The sequence below is a fragment of the Arthrobacter pascens genome (assembly GCF_030816475.1).
GTDB lineage: Bacteria > Actinomycetota > Actinomycetes > Actinomycetales > Micrococcaceae > Arthrobacter > Arthrobacter pascens_B.
Genome location: NZ_JAUSXF010000001.1, coordinates 3,761,662 through 3,780,680, shown reverse-complemented (window position 1 = coordinate 3,780,680; position 19,019 = coordinate 3,761,662). Strand labels below are relative to the sequence as shown.

General features: G+C 65.2%; 17 protein-coding genes and 1 other RNA gene. 6 read left to right on the top strand and 12 right to left on the bottom strand.

Features of this window, described 5'->3' with window-relative positions; all coding sequences use genetic code 11:
* Positions 1-91: 91 nt before the first annotated feature.
* From purL to purS, 3 genes are read right to left on the bottom strand one after another with little or no spacing between them, the layout of a single operon-like run.
* The gene (gene purL / locus QFZ40_RS17275; RefSeq protein ID WP_306905881.1) at positions 92-2,410 is read right to left on the bottom strand and encodes a phosphoribosylformylglycinamidine synthase subunit PurL; all 2,319 of its coding nucleotides are present in this window, start codon (positions 2,408-2,410) and stop codon (positions 92-94) included.
* On the bottom strand, positions 2,407-3,192 hold the full coding sequence (gene purQ / locus QFZ40_RS17270; RefSeq protein WP_306905880.1) for a phosphoribosylformylglycinamidine synthase subunit PurQ: 786 nt from the start codon (positions 3,190-3,192) through the stop codon (positions 2,407-2,409). Before purQ ends, purL begins: the two co-directional genes overlap by 4 nt.
* A gap of 1 nt (position 3,193) precedes the next feature.
* The gene (gene purS, locus QFZ40_RS17265; protein WP_214959051.1) at positions 3,194-3,445 is read right to left on the bottom strand and encodes a phosphoribosylformylglycinamidine synthase subunit PurS; all 252 of its coding nucleotides are present in this window, start codon (positions 3,443-3,445) and stop codon (positions 3,194-3,196) included.
* 259 nt (positions 3,446-3,704) lie between these two features.
* Between purS and QFZ40_RS17260 the strand changes: the two genes are divergently transcribed.
* Both QFZ40_RS17260 and QFZ40_RS17255 read left to right on the top strand, forming a co-directional pair.
* Entirely contained in the window at positions 3,705-3,890 is a 186-nt protein-coding gene (locus QFZ40_RS17260; RefSeq protein ID WP_306905877.1) for a hypothetical protein, read from the top strand.
* 309 nt (positions 3,891-4,199) lie between these two features.
* Positions 4,200-7,331, top strand: coding sequence for a S8 family serine peptidase (locus QFZ40_RS17255; RefSeq protein ID WP_306905876.1), 3,132 nt, complete (start codon positions 4,200-4,202; stop codon positions 7,329-7,331).
* Here QFZ40_RS17255 and QFZ40_RS17250 read toward each other — a convergent pair.
* The 4 genes from QFZ40_RS17250 to QFZ40_RS17235 are packed head-to-tail and all read right to left on the bottom strand — an operon-like array spanning position 7,328 to position 9,737.
* Positions 7,328-7,708, bottom strand: coding sequence for a serine protease inhibitor (locus QFZ40_RS17250; protein ID WP_306905875.1), 381 nt, complete (start codon positions 7,706-7,708; stop codon positions 7,328-7,330). The genes QFZ40_RS17255 and QFZ40_RS17250 overlap by 4 nt on opposite strands.
* Entirely contained in the window at positions 7,705-8,694 is a 990-nt protein-coding gene (locus QFZ40_RS17245) for a 3-methyladenine DNA glycosylase (RefSeq protein WP_306905873.1), read from the bottom strand. The genes QFZ40_RS17250 and QFZ40_RS17245 overlap by 4 nt, the downstream gene beginning before the upstream one ends.
* Positions 8,651-9,211 (bottom strand): serine protease inhibitor, encoded by a 561-nt coding sequence (locus QFZ40_RS17240; RefSeq protein WP_373427445.1) that lies wholly within the window; start codon positions 9,209-9,211, stop codon positions 8,651-8,653. Before QFZ40_RS17240 ends, QFZ40_RS17245 begins: the two co-directional genes overlap by 44 nt.
* Positions 9,212-9,239: 28 nt before the next feature.
* Positions 9,240-9,737, bottom strand: a complete 498-nt coding sequence (locus tag QFZ40_RS17235; RefSeq protein WP_306905871.1) for a MarR family winged helix-turn-helix transcriptional regulator — start codon at positions 9,735-9,737, stop codon at positions 9,240-9,242.
* Between the two features lie 157 nt (positions 9,738-9,894).
* Between QFZ40_RS17235 and QFZ40_RS17230 the strand changes: the two genes are divergently transcribed.
* The gene (locus QFZ40_RS17230) at positions 9,895-10,089 is read left to right on the top strand and encodes a hypothetical protein (protein ID WP_306906970.1); all 195 of its coding nucleotides are present in this window, start codon (positions 9,895-9,897) and stop codon (positions 10,087-10,089) included.
* Between the two features lie 172 nt (positions 10,090-10,261).
* Positions 10,262-10,468: a hypothetical protein gene (locus tag QFZ40_RS17225; protein WP_306905870.1), complete on the top strand. Its 207-nt coding sequence runs from the start codon at positions 10,262-10,264 to the stop codon at positions 10,466-10,468.
* A 126-nt stretch (positions 10,469-10,594) separates the two neighbouring features.
* Here the strand turns inward: QFZ40_RS17225 and QFZ40_RS17220 are convergent, their stop codons facing one another.
* Complete coding sequence (locus tag QFZ40_RS17220; protein ID WP_306905868.1) at positions 10,595-11,953, bottom strand: aspartate kinase; 1,359 nt, start codon at positions 11,951-11,953, stop codon at positions 10,595-10,597.
* A gap of 247 nt (positions 11,954-12,200) precedes the next feature.
* On the opposite strand from QFZ40_RS17220, the gene QFZ40_RS17215 reads away from it, so the two are divergent.
* Positions 12,201-13,130 carry an ABC transporter ATP-binding protein gene (locus QFZ40_RS17215; protein WP_306905867.1) on the top strand — a complete coding sequence of 310 codons (930 nt, stop codon included), beginning with the start codon at positions 12,201-12,203 and terminating at the stop codon, positions 13,128-13,130.
* Positions 13,127-14,260, top strand: coding sequence for an ABC transporter permease (locus QFZ40_RS17210; protein ID WP_306905866.1), 1,134 nt, complete (start codon positions 13,127-13,129; stop codon positions 14,258-14,260). The genes QFZ40_RS17215 and QFZ40_RS17210 overlap by 4 nt, the downstream gene beginning before the upstream one ends.
* 106 nt (positions 14,261-14,366) lie before the next feature.
* On the opposite strand, the gene recR is transcribed toward QFZ40_RS17210, so the two are convergent.
* From recR to QFZ40_RS17190, 4 genes are all read right to left on the bottom strand, one after another.
* Entirely contained in the window at positions 14,367-14,966 is a 600-nt protein-coding gene (gene recR, locus QFZ40_RS17205; RefSeq protein WP_306905864.1) for a recombination mediator RecR, read from the bottom strand.
* An 80-nt stretch (positions 14,967-15,046) separates the two neighbouring features.
* Complete coding sequence (locus QFZ40_RS17200) at positions 15,047-18,388, bottom strand: DNA polymerase III subunit gamma and tau (protein WP_306905863.1); 3,342 nt, start codon at positions 18,386-18,388, stop codon at positions 15,047-15,049.
* A 63-nt stretch (positions 18,389-18,451) separates the two neighbouring features.
* An RNA gene (gene ffs / locus QFZ40_RS17195) (signal recognition particle sRNA small type) lies at positions 18,452-18,548 on the bottom strand.
* 55 nt (positions 18,549-18,603) lie between these two features.
* Positions 18,604-18,927, bottom strand: coding sequence for a hypothetical protein (locus QFZ40_RS17190; protein WP_306905861.1), 324 nt, complete (start codon positions 18,925-18,927; stop codon positions 18,604-18,606).
* Positions 18,928-19,019 lie beyond the last annotated feature (92 nt).

Genomic DNA, 19,019 nt, shown 5'->3' with positions numbered 1-19,019 from the left:
TCGTTAGTGGTTAAACCAACGCGGGGTCACTTAACGCCCATCCCGAGGGGATTATTGGGCGGTAAGTGACCCCGCGTTGGTTTAGGAAGGACTAGCCGAAGTACTTCGGCAGGGTGGCCTCGTGGGCTTCGCGGAGAGCGTCCAGGGACAGCGCCTCCACACCGTTGATTTGCAGCTGGTTGCTGTCCGCGTCCACCACGCCTATCCGGAGGTGGGCGAAGCCGCGGGCGGTGCACATGTCCGTGAAGCGGACTTCCTCTGAGCGGGGGACGCCCACAACCGCGCGGCCCTGGGACTCGGAGAACAGGGCCGTAAACAGGTCCACGCCGTCGCGGTCCAGGACGTCCTGCAGCGCAATCCTTGCACCCACGCCGTAGCGCAGCGAGGACTCGACGAGTGCCGCGGCAAGGCCGCCTTCGGAGAGGTCATGCGCGGAATCGACCATGCCGTCGCGGGAGGCGTTGATCAGGATTTCACCCAGCGCGCGTTCCGCCGCGAGGTCCACCTTCGGGGGAAGTCCACCCAGGTGGCCGCGCATGTTCGCCCATTCCGAACCGTCCAGTTCCGCGCTCGTGGTGCCGAGCAGGTAGATGGCTTGGCCGTCCTCACGCCAGCCCGACGGCGTCCGGCGGGCGACGTCGTCGAGCTTGCCCAGGACAGCCACGACGGGGGAGGGGTGGATGGGGGTGCTGCCGGTCTGGTTGTACAGCGAGACGTTTCCGCCGGTGACCGGGATGCCCAGCACCATGCAGGCGTCGGAGAGGCCGCGGATGGCTTCGGCAAGCTGCCACATGACGTCCGGGTCCTCCGGGGAACCGAAGTTCAGGCAGTCACTGACAGCCATCGGAACGGCGCCGGAGGTGGCCACGTTGCGGTAGGCCTCGGCAAGTGCCAGCTGCGCGCCGTGGTACGGGTCAAGGTAGGTGTACCGGCCGTTGGCGTCCGTGGCCAAGGCCACACCGAGACCGGTTTCCTCGTCCACCCGGACCACGCCGGCGTCGTCGGGGAATGCCATGGCGGTGTTGCCGCCGACGTAGCGGTCGTACTGGTTGGTGATCCAGTCCTTGCTGCACATGTTGGGCGACGCCACCAGTTCGGTGACCGCGGCCGCCAGCTCCGCAGGAGCTGAGGGACGGCCGGCGTCCTGGACCGAGCCGCTGAACGTGTCAGCCTGGAGGGAGTCCTGCCACTCGGGACGGGAGTAGGGGCGGTCGTAGACCGGGCCGTCGTGCGCAACCGTGCGCGGGTCTACGTCCACGATGACTTCGCCATCCCAGGTGATGATCAGGCGCCCGGTGTCAGTCACCTCGCCCAGCCAGGAGTACTCCACCGCCCACTTGTCCATGACCGCTTCGAAGGCGGCGATGTTCTCCGGAGTGACCACGGCCATCATGCGTTCCTGCGACTCTGACATCAGGATTTCGCCCGGGGTCAGGGTGGGGTCCCGCAGCAGTACGGACGTCAGTTCAACCTGCATGCCGCCGTCGCCGTTCGAGGCGAGCTCGGATGTGGCGCAGGAAATGCCCGCGGCCCCGAGGTCCTGGATGCCTTCCACCAGGGAACCCTTGAACAGCTCCAGGCAGCACTCAATCAGGACCTTCTCGGCGAAGGGGTCACCGACCTGCACGGCCGGGCGCTTGGAGGGCTTGGTGTCGTCGAAGGATTCGGAAGCCAGCACTGAGGCTCCGCCGATTCCGTCGCCGCCGGTGCGTGCGCCGAACAGCACCACCTTGTTGCCCTTGCCGGAAGCGTTGGCCAGGCGGATGTCCTCGTGGCGCATGACGCCGACGGCCAGGGCGTTGACCAGCGGGTTGCCCTGGTACACGGAGTCGAACACCATTTCGCCGCCGATATTCGGCAGGCCCAGGGAGTTTCCGTAGCCGCCGATGCCGGCAACTGCACCGTGCATGACGCGGGCGGTGTCCGGGTGGTCGATGGCGCCAAACCGCAGCGGGTCCATCACGGCGACCGGGCGGGCGCCCATGGAGATGATGTCGCGGACGATGCCGCCGATGCCGGTGGCGGCACCCTGGTAGGGCTCCACGAACGACGGCGAGTTGTGCGATTCGATCTTGAAGGTTACGGCCCAGCCGTCCCCGAGGTTGGTCACACCGGCGTTTTCGCCGATGCCCACCAGCATGTCCTTCTTCATCTCGTCGGTCACCTTGTCGCCGAACTGGCGCAGGTGGTTCTTCGAGGACTTGTAGGAGCAGTGCTCGCTCCACATGACGGAGTACATGGCGAGCTCGGCGCCCGTGGGGCGGCGGCCGAGGACCTTGACGACCTCGTCGAACTCGTTCTGCTTCAGGCCAAGTTCTGCCCAGGGGAGTTCGGTGTCAGGGGTCTTGGCGGCGTTCTCGACGGTGTCGATGTTGAACTTCTTGCTGACGGTTTCAGCTGAGGTGGTCACTTAGCGCCTCCCACAATCTTGTTCAGGACGGAGGTGAAGAAGCCCAGGCCGTCGGTGTCGGTCCCGCCGACGCCGGCGGAGCCGGACAAAGCTGTCTCCGGGCCGAAACCAACTTCCACCGCGTGCTCGGGGTGCGGCATCAGGCCCACCACGTTGCCGGCGGCGTTGGAGATGCCCGCGATGTCGCGGCGCGAGCCGTTCGGGTTGAAGCCTAAGTAGCGGAACACCACGCGGCCTTCTGCCTCGAGCGCGTCCAGGACTTTGTCGTCAGCGATGTACTGGCCGTCCTGGTTCTTCAGCGGCACGGTGATTTCCTGTCCGGCCTCATAGTCCAGGGTCCAGGCGGTGTTGCTGTTTTCCACCCGCAGCACCTGATCGCGGCACATGAACTTCAGGTGGTCATTCTTGATCATGGAGCCGGGCAGCAGGTGAGACTCGGTCAGGATCTGGAAGCCGTTGCAGATGCCAAGGACAGGCAGTTTGGCATCCGAGTTGGCAGCGTCGATGATCAGGGACATCAGCGGCGCGAAGCGGGCGATGGCACCAGCGCGCAGGTAGTCACCGTAGGAGAAGCCGCCGGGGATCACGACGGCGTCCACGTCGCCAAGGGCGGTGTCGGCATGCCAGAGCGGCACTGCGGTGCCGCCGGCAAGCCGGACTGCACGGGCAGCATCACGGTCATCAAGGGTGCCGGGGAAGGTCACAACGCCGATCCGGGCGCCTGCGAGCCGAGACTCGGGGGCGCCGGCGGCTGCTTCACCGATCAGAGGGAGTTCAGTCATTTCAGGCCTCGACGACCTCGACGTTGACGACGTCCTCGATGACCGGGTTCGACAGGAGAGTCTCGGCCGCGTCCCGGGCCTGGGCCAGTATTTCCTCGGTCACCTCGCCGTCCACCAGGAGTTCAAAGCGTTTGCCCTGCCGGACTGAGCTGAAGGCGGTGAAACCCAGCCTCGGGAGTGCACCTACGATGGCCTTTCCCTGCGGGTCCAGAATCTCGGGCTTGGGCATGACATCGACAACGATCCGGGGCATCCGGTAACTCCTGTGCGTGAGCGTTGGGTATGGGCGCAGCGGAGTGGTGCCGTCTCACGCCGTTCCGTGGTGTCTTGAGTCACCAAAACGGTGAGGTCTAGAACATTGATATCTAAAACCAACATTGATATCTAAAACGGTGAGGACGGGCGCTCCGCGAGCTTGCTAGCCCATTCTACCGGCCGCAGGGCCGCACACAGTATTCGGGGGAACGACGCCGGCTCTGGCCCCGTACGCTACGCCTGACTAGGATTGCGTAATGGCTGAGAAATCAAAATCCATGCTGTTGCCGGTGCTTGCTGCCGCGGTTTTTGCAGGCCTGGGCCGGATGGTGCTGCAGAAGATCAAGGCGGACCGCGCCGCTCGTGAACACCATGTGACGGGCCACGTGGACGAAAAGACCCGGCAGTGGATCAGTGAGGTTGTGCGGACCCCCCGCCAGTAGCGGCACGTTGAAAATAATCCAGCGATAACCGGGCGTTCCCTGAAAGGGAGCGCCCTTTTTTTGTGTCCCGGGTTTTTGTGTCTCGGCGACCCCGTCCCGGGGGAGCCCGTCGGCAGCCTGGAGACCCAGATCGGGCAGCGCTATGACAAATCTAAAAACAAGCTTTGCATTCTGGTCATATTTGGCTATCTGTCTGTACTGTTTGGAGCATCTGGTCTCACCGGATTACAAGATCTGTAATATCCATGGTGCTTCCAGCTCCCCTGGCCCCATATGTGCGCCAGGATCTTGAGAAAGGTGCAGCCGCCCGTGAAAACAACTGGAAAGAGCCCCGTGCGGGGCAGGGGGTTCCGGAAAGCGACGGCCTTGGCCGTGAGTTTGCCGCTTCTCCTCACCTCGATGGCGTTGAGTCCCGCTACCGCGGCGCCCGCCGAACCGGCCCAGGCAACAGGCTCAAGAAACGCGTCACCCGCACCATTCACGGGCGGCCGCTACATCGTGGTCCTCGCAGAGAAGGCGGCCGCGGCCTACGACGGCGAGACACCCGGCCTTGCCGGCACGAAGCCGCAGAACGGCAGGAAACTCGATGCCGGAAGCCCCAACTACAAGGCCTACGACGCGCACCTGCGGAAGGCCCAGCGGGATGTCGCCGCAGACCAGGGCGTATCTCCGTCCAAGCAGTTCACCGCCGCCCTCAACGGCTTTACGGCAGAGCTGACAGCCGCCCAGGCCATGCAGCTCTCCAAGGACAGAAGGGTGCTCGCCGTTTCCCCGGACGTTGAAAACGCACCCGATTACACGGCAACCGACTTCCTGAAGCTGACCGGACCCGACGGGGCATGGGCGGGGCAATTCGGAGGGCAGGAGAATGCTGGAAAGGGTGTCGTCGTAGGAGTTATCGATTCGGGCTACGCTCCGGACAATCCTTTCCTGCAGGGCGACGCTGTCCAGCCGCTACAGGGGGCGGCCCAGGTAGGCGTCCCGTACCGCACAGATGACGGCAGGATCGCCATGCTCAAGGCAGACGGCACAACCTTCGAGGGGGAGTGCCAGAAGGGCGTGGACACCGGCGCCACATTTGACGGAACGCTGTGCAATTCCAAGGTCATCAGCGCCAGATACTTCGCGGACTCCTTCCTCCAGTACGTGGCGCCCGAACACCGCGCTCCGCAGGAACTGCTTTCGCCGGTGGACGTGGGCAGCCACGGCACCCATACAGCAACCACAGCTGCCGGCAACGCCAACGTGGAACAGGTCATCGCTGGCGCCGGTTTCGGCAAGAGCTCCGGGGTCGCCCCCGCGGCAAAGGTCTCTGTCTACAAAATCTGCTGGGAGGACGACAATCCCGAGACCGGCGGCTGCTACTCATCCGCCTCGGTAGAGGCGGTGGACGCGGCAATCCAGGACGGCGTTGATGTCCTGAACTACTCCATTTCCGGGAACACGGACAGCACCAGCGATCCCGTGGCCCTGGCATTCCTGAACGCTGCTGCCGCCGGGGTCTTCATCTCCGCATCCGCCGGCAACTCAGGTCCCGCCGCCTCGACCGTCAACCATGCCGCCCCTTGGCTGACGACGGTGGCAGCCTCCACGTTCCCCAACGACCTGCTGGGCACCGTCCGCGTTTCCGACGGCAGCATGTACCGCGGCGCGTCCATCATGAAGACAGAGCTCCGGGACAAGCAGGCGGTGATCGCAGCCGACGCCGCGGCCGCCGGCACGACCAATGCAAACCTCTGCGGTCCCGGGTCGTTGGACGCGGCCAAAGTATCCGGGAAGGTGGTGGTGTGTGACCGCGGCGTGGTGGACAGGACGGCCAAGAGCCTTGAAGTCCAGAACAAAGGCGGTGTGGGAATGATCCTCGTGAACCTCACGGGGAGTTCCGAGGACGCTGACAACCACGTGGTACCCACCGTGCACGTCAATACACCCAAAAGCCTGGAACTGAAGTCGAAGCTGGGCGCAAATCCCAGCCTGACGGTCAGCCTGGTCAAGGGGGATCTGACGGGGGATCCGATGGCCCCGGCGCCCCAGGTTGCCGGCTTCTCCTCACGCGGACCCAGCCTGGCCTCGGGCGGCGATCTGCTCAAGCCGGACATTGCCGCCCCGGGCGTGAATGTCCTGGCCGGTGTCTCAACAATAGGGAACGACGGCGACCAGTTCGGCTTCATGTCAGGGACCTCCATGGCAGCCCCGCACATTGCCGGCTTTGGTGCCCTGGTGCTGGGCAAACAGCCCCGGTGGACCCCGGCAATGGTGAAGTCCGCCATGATGACCACGGCCTATCCGCTGGTCAATGCCGACGGCACGCCTAATCGGGATCCCTTCCAGGGTGGCGCCGGCCACATCGATTCCACCCGTGTCCTGGATCCAGGCCTCGTATACGACTCGGGCGTCCAGGACTGGCTGGCCTTCCTTAACGGCCAGGGCCTGGATACAGGAGCGCCGGAGGCAGGCTCACTTGCCGCCGTCAACCTGAACCTTCCCTCCATTGCCGTGGGCAACCTGGTGGGTGAGGTCCAGGTCAAGCGGCAGCTGACAGCGCTGGTTCCGGGCAGCTACAGGCCTGAGGTGACAATGCCCGGCTTTGATATCCATGTTGAGCCGCAGGTCCTGACTTTCGCGAAGCAGGGCAAGACCCGCGAGGTGACCATCACCATCAGGAACGTCAGTGCACCAGTGGGCAAGTTCAGCACAGGTGAACTGACCTGGAAGGGGCCGCGTACAGTGAGTTCGCCCATCGCCGCCCGCCCGGTTGATGCCAAGATCGCGCCCTCATTCTCCTTCAGCTCTTCCACCGGAACGGGAAGCGGGAGCACGCAGCTCGTTTCCGGCTCCGACAGCCCCATCGCGGTGGGAGTCGAAGGGCTCGCACCCATAAGCGAAACTGCCGTTACCAAGACGCCGGGCGCCTATGCACCGGTGAACGACGAGCACAATGCCCTCATCCGCGTGACGGTGCCGGAAGGTGCCACCTTTGCCCGGCTTGGCGTCCAGGCAGAAACGGACGACGTCGACTGGGACATGGTGGTATATGGCCCTGACGGCGCTGGCGGCCTCTCAGCAACCCAGGTAGCGACGGCTTCCGCCAGCGAGTTCCTGGACCTGGAGAAGCCGCGGGCGGGCACGTACTACGTCGTGGCCAACCTCTACTCCACTCCCGGGAACGGACCGGCCAGTGCGGCGGTCCAGGCTGTGACGTTCTTGGGTGATGCCGGGAACCTGTCTGTCAGTCCGAACCCGATCCTGGCGCCAAACGGCGTGGCCACCGCTGCCACGCTTAACTGGACCGGACTATCCGGCGGCTCCTACCTCTCCCGGTTGAGCCTTGGCGGAAACGGCATCACGACGTGGGTGAGCGTCAAGGTGGAAGCCTCCGCTCAGTCAGCACCGGCAGGGTCTCCCGAGACTGCGGTTGCGGACAGGCTCCCGGGCGGTTAGTCCCCGAGGCGGCCGGCCGGCCCAGCGGTCCCGCCCAGCAACGGTGCCATGGCATTCCAGCGGGCGATCTCGCAGCCATCCGTGCGGCGGAAGGTGGCGGCGACTGTGCGGCCCCTGAATGTTCCCGTCACCAGGGCAGTCTGCGGGCCGCCGTATTGCTGGGTGCACAGCCTGGGCGGCCCCGGTTTCGGAAAGAAGATATCCTCGCCGAACCGCTCCACCGCGGCCAGTGCAGCGTCCGGATCCGGCAACGTGGACCCGGCAGCAGGCCGGCCGTCGGCGGCAACAAGCCTGAACTCGTGCTCACCGCCGTCCGGACCCTGCCTGAGCCTGATGGTCAGGTTGATCGGGAGTGATTCGTTGCCGTGCGCTGTCATTCCCTGAGGTCTCCCTCATCCCTTGCGCCAGTCCCCGTACCCGGCGCGGGGGTTAGGGGTGCGAGTTCCAGATCGAGGCGCCTGCGGAGCGCCGCCGCTTCCGCGGCGAAGGCCCGCTGGTGCTCCACGTAGGCCGCTTTGCCTTCTGCTGTTTCGATGCGGATGGCCGGGTAACCCCACTCCTCAAGGTCATAGGGGGAAGCCTGCATGTCCATGGCCCGGATCCGCCAGGAGAGTTCAAAGCAGTCCATGACCAGTTCACTGGAGAGTGCGGGCAGCAGCTTGTACGCCCACTTGTAGAGGTCCATGTTGGCATGCAGGCAGCCCGGCTGTTCCAGGTCGCGCTGGTTGTCGCGGCTGGGCGCCAGCTCATTCAGGGGTACGGCGTCGGGAGTATAGAAGCGGAAGGCATCAAAGTGCGAACAGCGGATCCTGTTATCCTCCACCACCTTGTCCGTGCCTGCGGAACCCAGGCGCAGGCGCAGGTATTCATGCCGCAGGTCGAACTTGTCCTGGCGGTAGACCATGGCCCATTCATGAAGTCCGAAACAGCCGAACTGGGCGGGCCTGGCCGCGGTTCCGCGGAGGATTATTGCGGCGAAGGCAACGGCCTGGTGCCGGTCGTCCAGGAAGCTGCGGCGGTCGAAGGTGACAGCCGCGGTTCCGGCGGGCAGCCCCAGCGAGGCGAGTTCGCCGTCGTCGAGCGTTCTGTAGTGCTTCCAGCCGTTGCGGGCAGCAGCCTCAGGCCCGGTCAGGACGACGCCGGATCCCGGGTGCCAGCGCATAAGCTGCCCAGGTTTCTGCGTGTAGTAGGTGAAAAGAAAGTCCTCAACCGGATGCTTTCGGCTGGCGGATCGGCGGGCAAGGTAAGGGTCTGCGTAGCGCCGGACGCGTTCCTGGTGTGCGGCCTGGCGCGTGAGCCAGTCATCCGGCGCCAGCAGGCTAAGGTGCTCCACCGGCAACCCCGAGGATCTCCCGGGCAGCATCCCAGGCGCTGATCTCGCAGCCGTTAGTGCGGGCAAAGGTGACGTCCACGGGAGTTTCATCGACGATGCCCGTGACCGTGGCCTGTTGCGGTCCGCCGTATTGTTCCGTGCATGCCTGGGCAGTGCCCTTGATGGACGGGCTCAGCAGAGCGGCGTTGTTCTTCAGGGCCGCGCAGGCTGCGTCCGCTGCGGGGTGCTTGCTTTCCGCGGCGGGCACGCCATTCTGGCAGACCAGTGTGTAGTTCAATGCGGGTTCCGCCTCGGACGGTTTGACCATGATGGCCAATTCGGCGTTGCCTGCCCCCGGCCCTGACGGTGCGGGGGACGACGGCGGTGCAGGAGCAGGAACGGATGTTTCGGTGTCCGGGGCCGGAGCGCCGGAGGTATCCGATGTACCTGAGGTGCCTGCAGTGGCTGTGCCTGATGAAGAGCTGACCGGGCCCGGGGTGCCGGTGCAGGCTGACATCGCACCCGCAGCCACCAGCAGGGCCGCCACCTGGAACAGCAATTTACGCACCCGTCTGGCCTCCTCGATTAGTGCCATTCTATCGCTGGAGGTCCGGTTGCCGGCCGGCGTCTCCGGCGGTGGCTGCAATCAGCCCCATCATGGAGGCATGCAGTTGCCCGACCTGTTCCCGTGTGAGGCCGAGGCGTTCCATCATCGTGCCGGGCACCGCGAGGGCCCGATTCCGCAGCTCCGCGCCGGCAGGGGTCAGCCCGACGGCAAGGGAGCGTTCGTTCCCGTCGACCCGCTGCCGGGTGATGAGTCCGGCGGTTTCGAGCCGCCGGAGCAAGGGTGAGATAGTGGCAGGCTCCTGGGCAAGGGCCTCACTGATGTTGCGGACGGTGCGGGGGCTGGATTCCCACAGGCAGAGCATCACCAGGTATTGCGGATGGGTCAATCCCAGCTTCTCCAGAACCGGCTTGTAGGCGCCCACCACGCTCCTTGACGCCACTGTCAGGGCGAAGCACAGCTGGTGCTCCAGCAGCAGGTCGTCGTCCCGCTGCTCCCCGGTCCTTGACTGGGACAGCTTTGTTGTCATGACAGCCTCCAATAAAAGCCTCCGATGATTAGTGCACTAATCATTAGCGTACACTTGAACTAGGCATTCATCTTTCAAAGGAGTCACTCCAGTGGGTAAGGACAGTGCAGCGGGCAAGGGCACGGCTGGCGGCAGGGGCAATGCCTCCCAGCGCTTCATGCGGGCAACGGGCAAACTCAGGGCCATCTTCGGTCCTGCCAACCGTAGTTCCCTGGTGCACGAGATGACCGAGGAGAACCGGCAACTTCTGGCCCGGCGCGAAGCTGAAAGCCAACAATGGGAGACGGTGCGCCGCCCGGACGGCAGCACGTACGTTGTCTCGAAGAACCCGGATGACAAGTCCCTCCGCTAAACAGCAGCCTGCCGCCGTGATGAGCCAGCTCGCCGGGTGCGGGCAGGCGCCACAACCGCCCGGCGCTGCAGATCCTTTTCGCGGACCCGGGCGTAAAATAAGGGCACTGGCTCCTCTTGGAGGCAGTGGCTCTTGGGCTCTTCCTTAGGAATGCGGGAAGGGGGTGGAAGTAATGGCACATGTACTCAGCGGTTTCATGAACCTTACCGAAAGGCTCCGGTTCATCTTTGGCCCGGCAGCGCGCCTGGACACGGACTCACCGGTAGTGCACAAGCATGATGCGTTCGAGCAGGCCTCGGATGAGGAACTGTCCCACTTCGAAGTGGAGACGGATTCCCACGGCCATCACTACGCAGTCCGCCGCGAAGACCTCAAGTAACGAAACCAGCGCTTAAGGGATTGATACTAAACCACCCGCCCGCCAGCCTCACAGGCTGGCGGGCGGGCCATTTAGCGCCCCGGCGGCGCCGCCGGGGCGCCCGTGCAGTGCAGTGCGGTGCGGGGCTTAGCGGCCGGTACCGCCGTACACGGTGGCTTCGCTATCACTGTCGAGGCCGAACGCTTTGTGGATGGCACGCACGGCGTCGTCGAGCAGGTCAGCGTGGGTCACGACGGAAATGCGGATCTCCGAGGTGGAGATCATGTTGATGTTGATTCCGGCTTCCGACAAGGCAGCGAAGAAGCGGGCGGAAACGCCCGGGTGCGAACGCATGCCGGCGCCAATGAGGGACAGCTTGCCGATCTGCTCGTTGTACTCGATGCTCTCGAAGCCGATTTCCGGCTGCGCTGCACGAAGCGCCTCCAGCGCATCCGCCCCTTCGACGATGGGAAGGGTAAAGGAAATGTCTGTCCGGCCCGTGCCATGGGTGGAGACGTTCTGCACGATCATGTCGATGTTTGAGTGGGCGTCTGCGATGACCTGGAAGATCGCTGCTGCCTTGCCTGGAATGTCCGGAACGCCCACCACGGTGACCTTGGCTTCCGAACGGTCATGTGCTACGCCGGAGATGATTGGCTGCTCCAAGGCGACTCCCTCTTGAGTGATGATCTTGTCTTCGGCACTGGGGATGACCCATGTGCCTTCGTGCTGGCTAAATGAGGACCGGACGTGCAACGGGACGCCGAAGCGGCGTGCGTATTCCACGCAGCGCAGGTGCAGGATCTTGGCGCCGGAGGCAGCCAGTTCCAGCATCTCCTCGCTGGAGATGGTGTCGATCTTCTGCGCCGAAGGCACCACCCTGGGGTCGGCCGTGTAAATGCCGTCAACGTCGGTGTAGATCTCGCAGACGTCTGCTTCCAGCGCGGCTGCCAGGGCAACGGCGGTGGTGTCCGAGCCGCCACGGCCCAGGGTGGTGATCTCGTTGGTGGCGCGGCTCATTCCTTGGAAGCCGGCCACGATCGCGATGTGCCCCTTGTCCAGTGCGGTGCGGATGCGGTGCGGATCGACGTCGATGATTCGTGCCTTGCCGTGGATGCCATCCGTGATCATGCCGGCCTGGGAACCCGTGAACGATTGCGCGGAGGCGCCGAGCTTGTTGATGGCCATAGCCAGCAGTGCCATGGAGATGCGCTCACCGGCGGAGAGGAGCATGTCCATTTCGCGGGCAGGTGCGGAATCAGTTACCTGCGAGGCAAGGTCCAGGAGTTCGTCGGTGGTGTCGCCCATGGCAGAGACCACCACGACAACCTCGTTGCCGGCCTGCTGGGCGTCCACGACGCGCTTGGCGACCCGCTTGATGCCGTCGGCGTCCGCCACGGAGGATCCGCCGAACTTCTGCACGATCAGCTGTTGGGTGACGGCGGGGCCGCCGGGCAGCTCCTGCGGCTGCGTTGCGGTGTGCACTTCGGTAGTGGGCGTACTCATGCGCGAACCTTCGCTGGATCAATGGGAGTTCTGGAGGCAGGCGGCCTTGCGGGCGCGACTTGTTCGCCCAGTTTATCGCCGCCCGCCGTCGCCGTTGAATTGTGACCGAATCTCAGCCCTGGGGCGGAGTCGCTGTCCGGCGCCTCGGGCGTAGGATTGCATAGTCAGTATGCATGCAGAGACTTGGGGGACAGGTGCGCAAGGAATGGCAATAAGACAAGACGCAGCCGGCCATCCGGCTCAGCCGGTGAGTGGGAATTCCGGCAGCATCACAGCGACGGCGGTGAGCCGGAGCTTTGGCCGGGTGCATGCCGTCGAGCACATGGATTTTCACGCCCCGGCGGGCAAAGTGACGGCCCTGATCGGTCCCAACGGGGCCGGGAAGACCACACTGCTCCTGATGCTGGCATCCTTGCTGGCGCCGGATTCCGGCACGATCAGCGTGGGCGGGCTTGATCCCGTACACCACCGGGCTGAAGTCCGAAGCAGGATCGGCTGGATGCCTGACACGCTGGGCGTCTGGGAATCGTTGACCGCCCGTGAAATCCTGACGCAAATGGCCCGCTTTTACCGGCTTCCTAGCGCCGGAATTGGGCAGCGGGTTTCCATGATGCTTGACCGGGTCCGCCTCAGTGACCTTGCGGACCAGCCGGCCCGTGTGCTCTCCCGGGGCCAGCAGCAGCGACTCAGTCTGGGACGCGCACTCATCCACGATCCATCGGTACTGCTCCTTGATGAACCCGCGTCCGGACTCGATCCCGGGTCCCGGGTGGAACTGCGGACCATGCTGAGGCAGCTGGCCGCTGCAGGCAAGGCGGTGGTGGTCTCCTCGCACGTCCTCAGTGAACTCGATGAGATCGCCGACGGCGCAGTGTTCGTCAACCAGGGCCGGACCGTCAGGCAGCAGACCACGGAAGAGGCGGCAGCCTCGGGCCGGCGTTACGCCGTATCGGCGACGGACAGCGAGGCATTGGCCGCCAAACTCACCGAACTGGGGCTTGCGTTCCGGGTTGAGGACGGCCGCCGGCCTGCGTTCAGTCTTCTGCTGCTGAACGACGACGACGCCGCGCGGCTCCTTCGCGACCTGGTGCTCGCCGGCGTGGGGGTCAGCTCCTTTGCCCCGGCCTCAGGTGCGCTGGAAGAGACATACATGAATCTTGAAGGGGAGCGGCGATGAGCCAGGTGACTGACAGTCGGAAGGATTGGGGCGCCCCCGTGCTGGCTGGTGGCTACTTTGCAGGAATCAGGGATGTGTTGGTCCTGGAGCTGAAACAGCGGCTGAGGTCCCGCGGCTGGTACATCATGCTGGCCATCTGGTTCATCCTGACAGGACTCGTGACCTGGCTGACATGGGCCAGCTGGAATGCCTCGCAGGCCGCCCAGCGCGCATATGGGGGGCTTGCACCAGCGGAAGCTACGGGTCCCGGATCCATGATCTTCGAGGTGGTGCTGGCGTTTGTCCTCCTGTTCGCCCTGTTGGTGGCACCGGCGCTGTCCGCGAATGCCGTCAACGGTGACCGGGCTGCCGGAACCCTGGCCATCCTGCAGGTGACGTTGCTCCGGCCAGGCCAAATCGTGTGGGGGAAGTTCTTCGCAGCCTGGGTGGCGGCGCTGGCCTTCCTTGTGACGAGTACGCCGTTCCTGATCATCGGCGTCGCCCTTGGTGGCATGACTCCGGGTCACGTCCTGGTGGCCCTGCTGATGCTGGCCGTTGAAGTCGGCATTGTCTGTGCCGTAGGTGTCGGGATCTCGGCTTTGGCCGGACGGCCGTTGTTCTCCATCGTGGTCACCTATCTGGCCGTCGCGGGGCTGGTCTTCGGCACGCTGATTTCGTTCGGGCTCGGCACGGGACTCACCCAGGGCACCGTCATGGCCAACCAGGCGCAGTACAGGGAATATCTCTCATCGGCGCAGGGGCCGGTTGAACCGGAGTACACCTGTTCGGGTCCGCTCCGGGAGCAGCCTGCCATGCACACCGAGCGCGTGGCCTGGCTGTTGGCCATGAACCCTTATGTGGTGGTGGCGGATGCCATTCCTTATCCTGACAGGACAGCTCAGATGGGTTATTCCTCCGTGGGAGCGATCGAAAACATCAGCCAGGGAGCCCGTTACGCCATGGCCGGCCCGGATGGCACCTATCCCTGCGCGAACGGGGAGGCTAAGCCGCGGTACCTCGGCCAGGCCACTCCGTTATGGCCGCTGGGTCTGGGGCTGCAGCTGCTGCTGGCCGGGCTGCTGATGTGGCTTGGCTGGCGTTCGCTGCGGACTCCGGCTCGCAGGCTGGCGCGGGGAACACGAATCGCCTAGCCAGGCGTGGCCCCAACCCGATCCGCACCGACTGTCCGCGGCGTCCTGCCGCGGACAGTCGGGTGTACACCTGTGCGATAACTCTCGCGGGGCGCGATGTCCCGTTTTAGGTGAGGGCGTTGCGGCGGCCTTCGAAAGCGCGTCCCAGGGTGACTTCGTCTGCGTATTCCAGGTCCCCGCCCACAGGCAGGCCAGACGCGAGGCGGGTGACCGCGATGCCGATCGACTTGAGCATGCGGGCCAGGTACGTGGCCGTCGCTTCACCCTCCAGGTTGGGGTCAGTAGCGATGATGACTTCCTGGACGGCGCCGTCGTTAAGCCTGGTGAGGAGCTCTCGGATGCGCAGCTGCTCCGGACCGACGCCGGCGATGGGATTAATGGCTCCGCCGAGCACGTGGTAACGGCCGCGGAAGGACCGTGTTCGCTCCACCGCCAGAACATCTTTGGACTCCTCCACCACGCAGATGATGGAAGGGTCGCGCCGGGGGTCCCTGCAGATGTTGCAGAGCTCCTGCTCTGTGACGTTGCCGCAGACCGTGCAGAACTTCACCTTGTCCTTCACCGTGGTGATGGCTTCCACAAGCCGCTTCATGTCCTGCGGGTCTGCTTCCAGGATATGGAACGCCAGGCGCTGGGCGGATTTCGGGCCCACACCGGGAAGGCGTCCGAGCTCGTCGATCAGCTCCTGGACCGCACCTTCGTACACAGTTCCCTCTTTAGCTTGGCTTGGATGATGGGTGAATCAGTCGCCTGCGTAGTGCGCTCAGCGCAGGACTGGTGCTGCGCTCAATACCGGGGCGGAAGGGGGCTTCCGTCCAGCGAACGCTCCTCGATCAGCTTTCCGCCCAGAATACGCTCGACGGCGGCGCGTCCGAAGACTCCGGATTCCTCGATGGTTTCATCGTCGGCGCTGGGGACGTCCTGCACATAGGTGTCGCTGGCCCCGGCCCTCCGGACAGGCACTTTGGCGCGGCCGGCCGCAGCTTCCGGACTGCTGGAGAGACGCTGGTAGAGGCTCTGCCGTGCGGCCGCTGCCGACGGCGCTGTGGCCTGCGCCTGCTGCGTCGGAGCAGCCTGGGGAGCCGAGGACGCCATGGCGTAGACCGGCGCCCTGGCCAGGTCAGGCTCAAAAGCGGGTTCCGGCTCAGGAACCACGTGCGACGGACCCTCGGATCCGGGAGCGGGCCTGGCATCTGTTACCGGTGTTAGGCCCCAATCGGCGTCCGTGTCCGGTTCGGGATTGCCTGCGGCAGCAGGTGGGCGTTCAGATGCGCGGACCGGCACCTGGGCAGCAGCAGGTTCATAGACCGGCGCCGGGGCTGCAGGTCCCACTGCCTCTTCAGCTGCGGGAAGGACCTTGCTCTTTCCCAAGTTGCTATCGTCGCCGATGACCCACACACCCGGTGCCTGCTCAACGGCGCGGGTCCACGGATCATGCCCGTTGCCGTTGCCGTTGCCGTTGCCGTTGCCGTTGCCGTTGCTGCTGTCGCCGTTCGCAGCGGAAGCAGCGAGCGCCGACGCGCTGGCTGCCCGGGCGGCCGCAAACGCCGAGCCTCCTTTGGCAGGTGCCGCGGCGCGGGTAGCTGAAGCCCCGGATGGCGGCGCGACAGGTGCTGAGGGAACCCAATCCAGGGGAGGTTCCTCGTCCAGCGGCGGGGCGTCTTCGTCCCGCGGCGGACCCCAGTCGTCGTCAGAGTAGGCATAACTGTCCGCGGTGTCGGGATCCTGCCCCGGACCGGGATCAGCCACGGGTGCAGCGGGTACGGAAGGCGCCTCCGTGCGGGCCTTCGGTTCTCCCCGCGCCGGCACGGCAGGGGCAGCCGCCGTAGCGCTTACTCCGGTGCCGCTTAACTCCGCGCCCGTTGACTGCGTGCCGGTTGACTGGGCGCTGCTTGGCTCTGCAGGGTCCGCTTTCCTTCCACTCGGTTCTTGTATCTTGGCCTGACGATTTCCGGGGCCCAATGGAGGCTGCTCACCGGGAGTGGCCGATGCCTGTGCGCGCGCAGTGGATTGGGGTGTCGCGGCGTCTCCCGGCACGCTGGCATCGGGGGCGGCGGAACCGCCGGCAGGCGCAAGTCCCCAGGCCACATCCGCGGGCGTCGCGGTGGCCTCCGGACTAGCCGGTGCTTTTGGGTTTGGCTCAGCGCTCGCTGGACTGTTGATGCCGCCGGCAACCGCCGTGATCTGGCAGTCGATGCCTACTGTCTTATGAATTGCCTGGCGCAGATTTTCTGCATGGTCGGCGCGTCCGAACGCCCCCGCCAGGCCGGTGGTGCTGAAAGCCAGGGTGAGGACCTGGCCGTCAAAGGCGCCAACCTGGGCATTTGGCTCTACCAAGGCCCAGGTGCTCCGCTTGATCCTGGAGAGCGTCTGCAGGATCTCGGGCCATGCGCGGCGGAGAACCTCGACGTCGCCCCTGGCGCCCGTTCCGCGTGCCGGTGACGAGGAGGCAGTGGATGCCGTTTCAGCCGCACGTACGGGCTCTTCCGCAAGGGGCGGAGCAACAGCGGCCGGTTTCACAGGGGTCGGTCTTACACGGGCCGGTTCCGCAGGGACCGGTTCCACGGGGGCCGGCGATGCCGGCGCAGGTCCCCGCCCGGTATTCGTATCAAGCGCCGCCGCAGGGCGGGCTGCTGCCGTTTCGTCCACCGGCCAGTCAGCGGTGCTGACACGCGGGGCCGTGAGTGGCTGGCGGGGTGAAGCTGCTTCCGCAGACCGTGGTGTGCCGGGAGCCTCGGCCGCCGGGGACGCGGATACCTGGCCGGAGGCTGCTGACTGAACAGACTGCGGTGCCTGGCCGGAGGCTGGTGCCTGGACGGACTGCGCTGCCTGGCGCGGCGACGGCGTTCCGCCGGCCAGCGCTGCCTCGGGTACTTGTGGCCTCTGACTCCGGAGGGCATCGGCAGGAGCCGCCTCAACTGCCGAAGCCGGAGCAGGGGGCGTGCCGACGTCATTCCCGCCGTAGTTAAGGCGCCGCTCCACCCGGTCAATTCGTGCCGCGATGCCGCGTTCGGTCTGTTCCGAGCTTGGCAGCAGGATCCGGGCACAGAGAAGCTCAAGGTGCAGCCGGGGGGAAGTGGCGCCAGTCATTTCGGTCAGGGCCGTATTGGTCACGTCCGCTGCGCGCGAGAGTTCAGCGGCTCCCAGATTGTGGGCCTGGACCTGGAGCCGCGCTATCTGGTCTGCCGGCATGCCACGCAGGATGGTCTGGGCACTTTCGGGCATGGCCTGGACGATGATCAGGTCCCGGAACCGCTCCAGCAGGTCCTCGACGAAACGGCGCGGGTCATGGCCCGTCTGGATAACGCGGTCCACAGCGCGGAACACCGTGGCGGCGTCGGAGGCGGCCACCGCCTCGACGACGTCATCCAGCAGAGAGGCGTGCGTATAGCCCAGAAGCGCAACGGCGAGCTCATAGTCGAGGCCGTTTGGCCCTGCGCCGGCCATGAGCTGGTCCAGCACGGAAAGGGAGTCCCGAACGGAGCCGGCGCCTGCGCGGATGACCAGGGACAGGACACCCGGGGCCACAGGAACGTTCTCCTGCCGGCACAGGAGTTCCAGATAGGCCATCAGGGGTTCCGGCGGTACGAGCCGGAAAGGGTAGTGGTGCGTGCGCGAGCGGATGGTGCCGATGACCTTGTCCGGCTCGGTGGTGGCGAAGATGAACTTGATGTGCTCCGGCGGCTCTTCGACGATCTTGAGCAGGGCGTTGAAGCCCGCTGACGTGACCATGTGGGCTTCATCGATGATGAAGATCTTGTAGCGGTCGCGGACAGGCGCGTAGGTTGCACGTTCACGGAGGTCGCGGGCATCGTCAACGCCGCCGTGGCTGGCGGCGTCGATCTCGATAACGTCCAGCGATCCGGAGCCGCCACGGGCCAGCTCGATGCAGCTGGCGCAGGTCCCGCAAGGGGTATCGGTGGGGCCGGTGGCGCAGTTGAGGCAGCGGGCCAGGATGCGCGCCGAGGTGGTCTTGCCACAGCCGCGCGGGCCGGAGAAAAGGTAGGCGTGGTTGACGCGGTTCTTACGCAGGGCCGTCATCAGCGGCTCCGTGACGTGTTCCTGCCCGATAACGTCTGCGAACGAGTCCGGACGGTATCTGCGGTAAAGGGCGGTTGTAACGGTCACAGAGAAAACCCTACCAATCCGGGCAGACAATCAGGATTCCCCGCGGGTTGCCTCCCGGGGAATAGTAAAGACCCCCCATGCACCCGCCAGAGCCCGTTTACCCTTGCTACCTTCCGGTCCTGGGGGAGTTCGACAGGATGACGCCACATGAGGGGCCGTCAGCAAGTTTACCCGAACTTTTGGCGTGCCCTGAACCGCGCCGCGCACGGCTTCCGTCAGCGCCAGCCGTCCACTGGCCAGCTCATGAAAGCCGGCTCCTCGTAGGGGTGGGCGGTGCGCAAAGCCAGCACAACGGCGTCGAGCCTCTCCGTGTCGACCACGCATTCGATCCGGTCCTCAGCGACTTCCGCGGGTCTTCCCACGTCACCCAGGAACGGGGTTGCACCCATCTGCGCCGTGAAGCGGCCAGTTCCGGCAGTCACAAATGAGCAATGCGAATAGTTTCCGATCCGGCCGGCACCGGCATCACCGATGGCTGCCAGGACGGCGTCCGTATGGGATGTGGGCACGTACACCACCAAGGCATGCAACTGCGTCATGTCTCCATCCTGCCAAGAAGGGCAGTCATGCCCGGTTCAGATAGGCAAAGAATGTGCATTTTCATTGCTTATCCGGCTGCCAGGCAGGATCA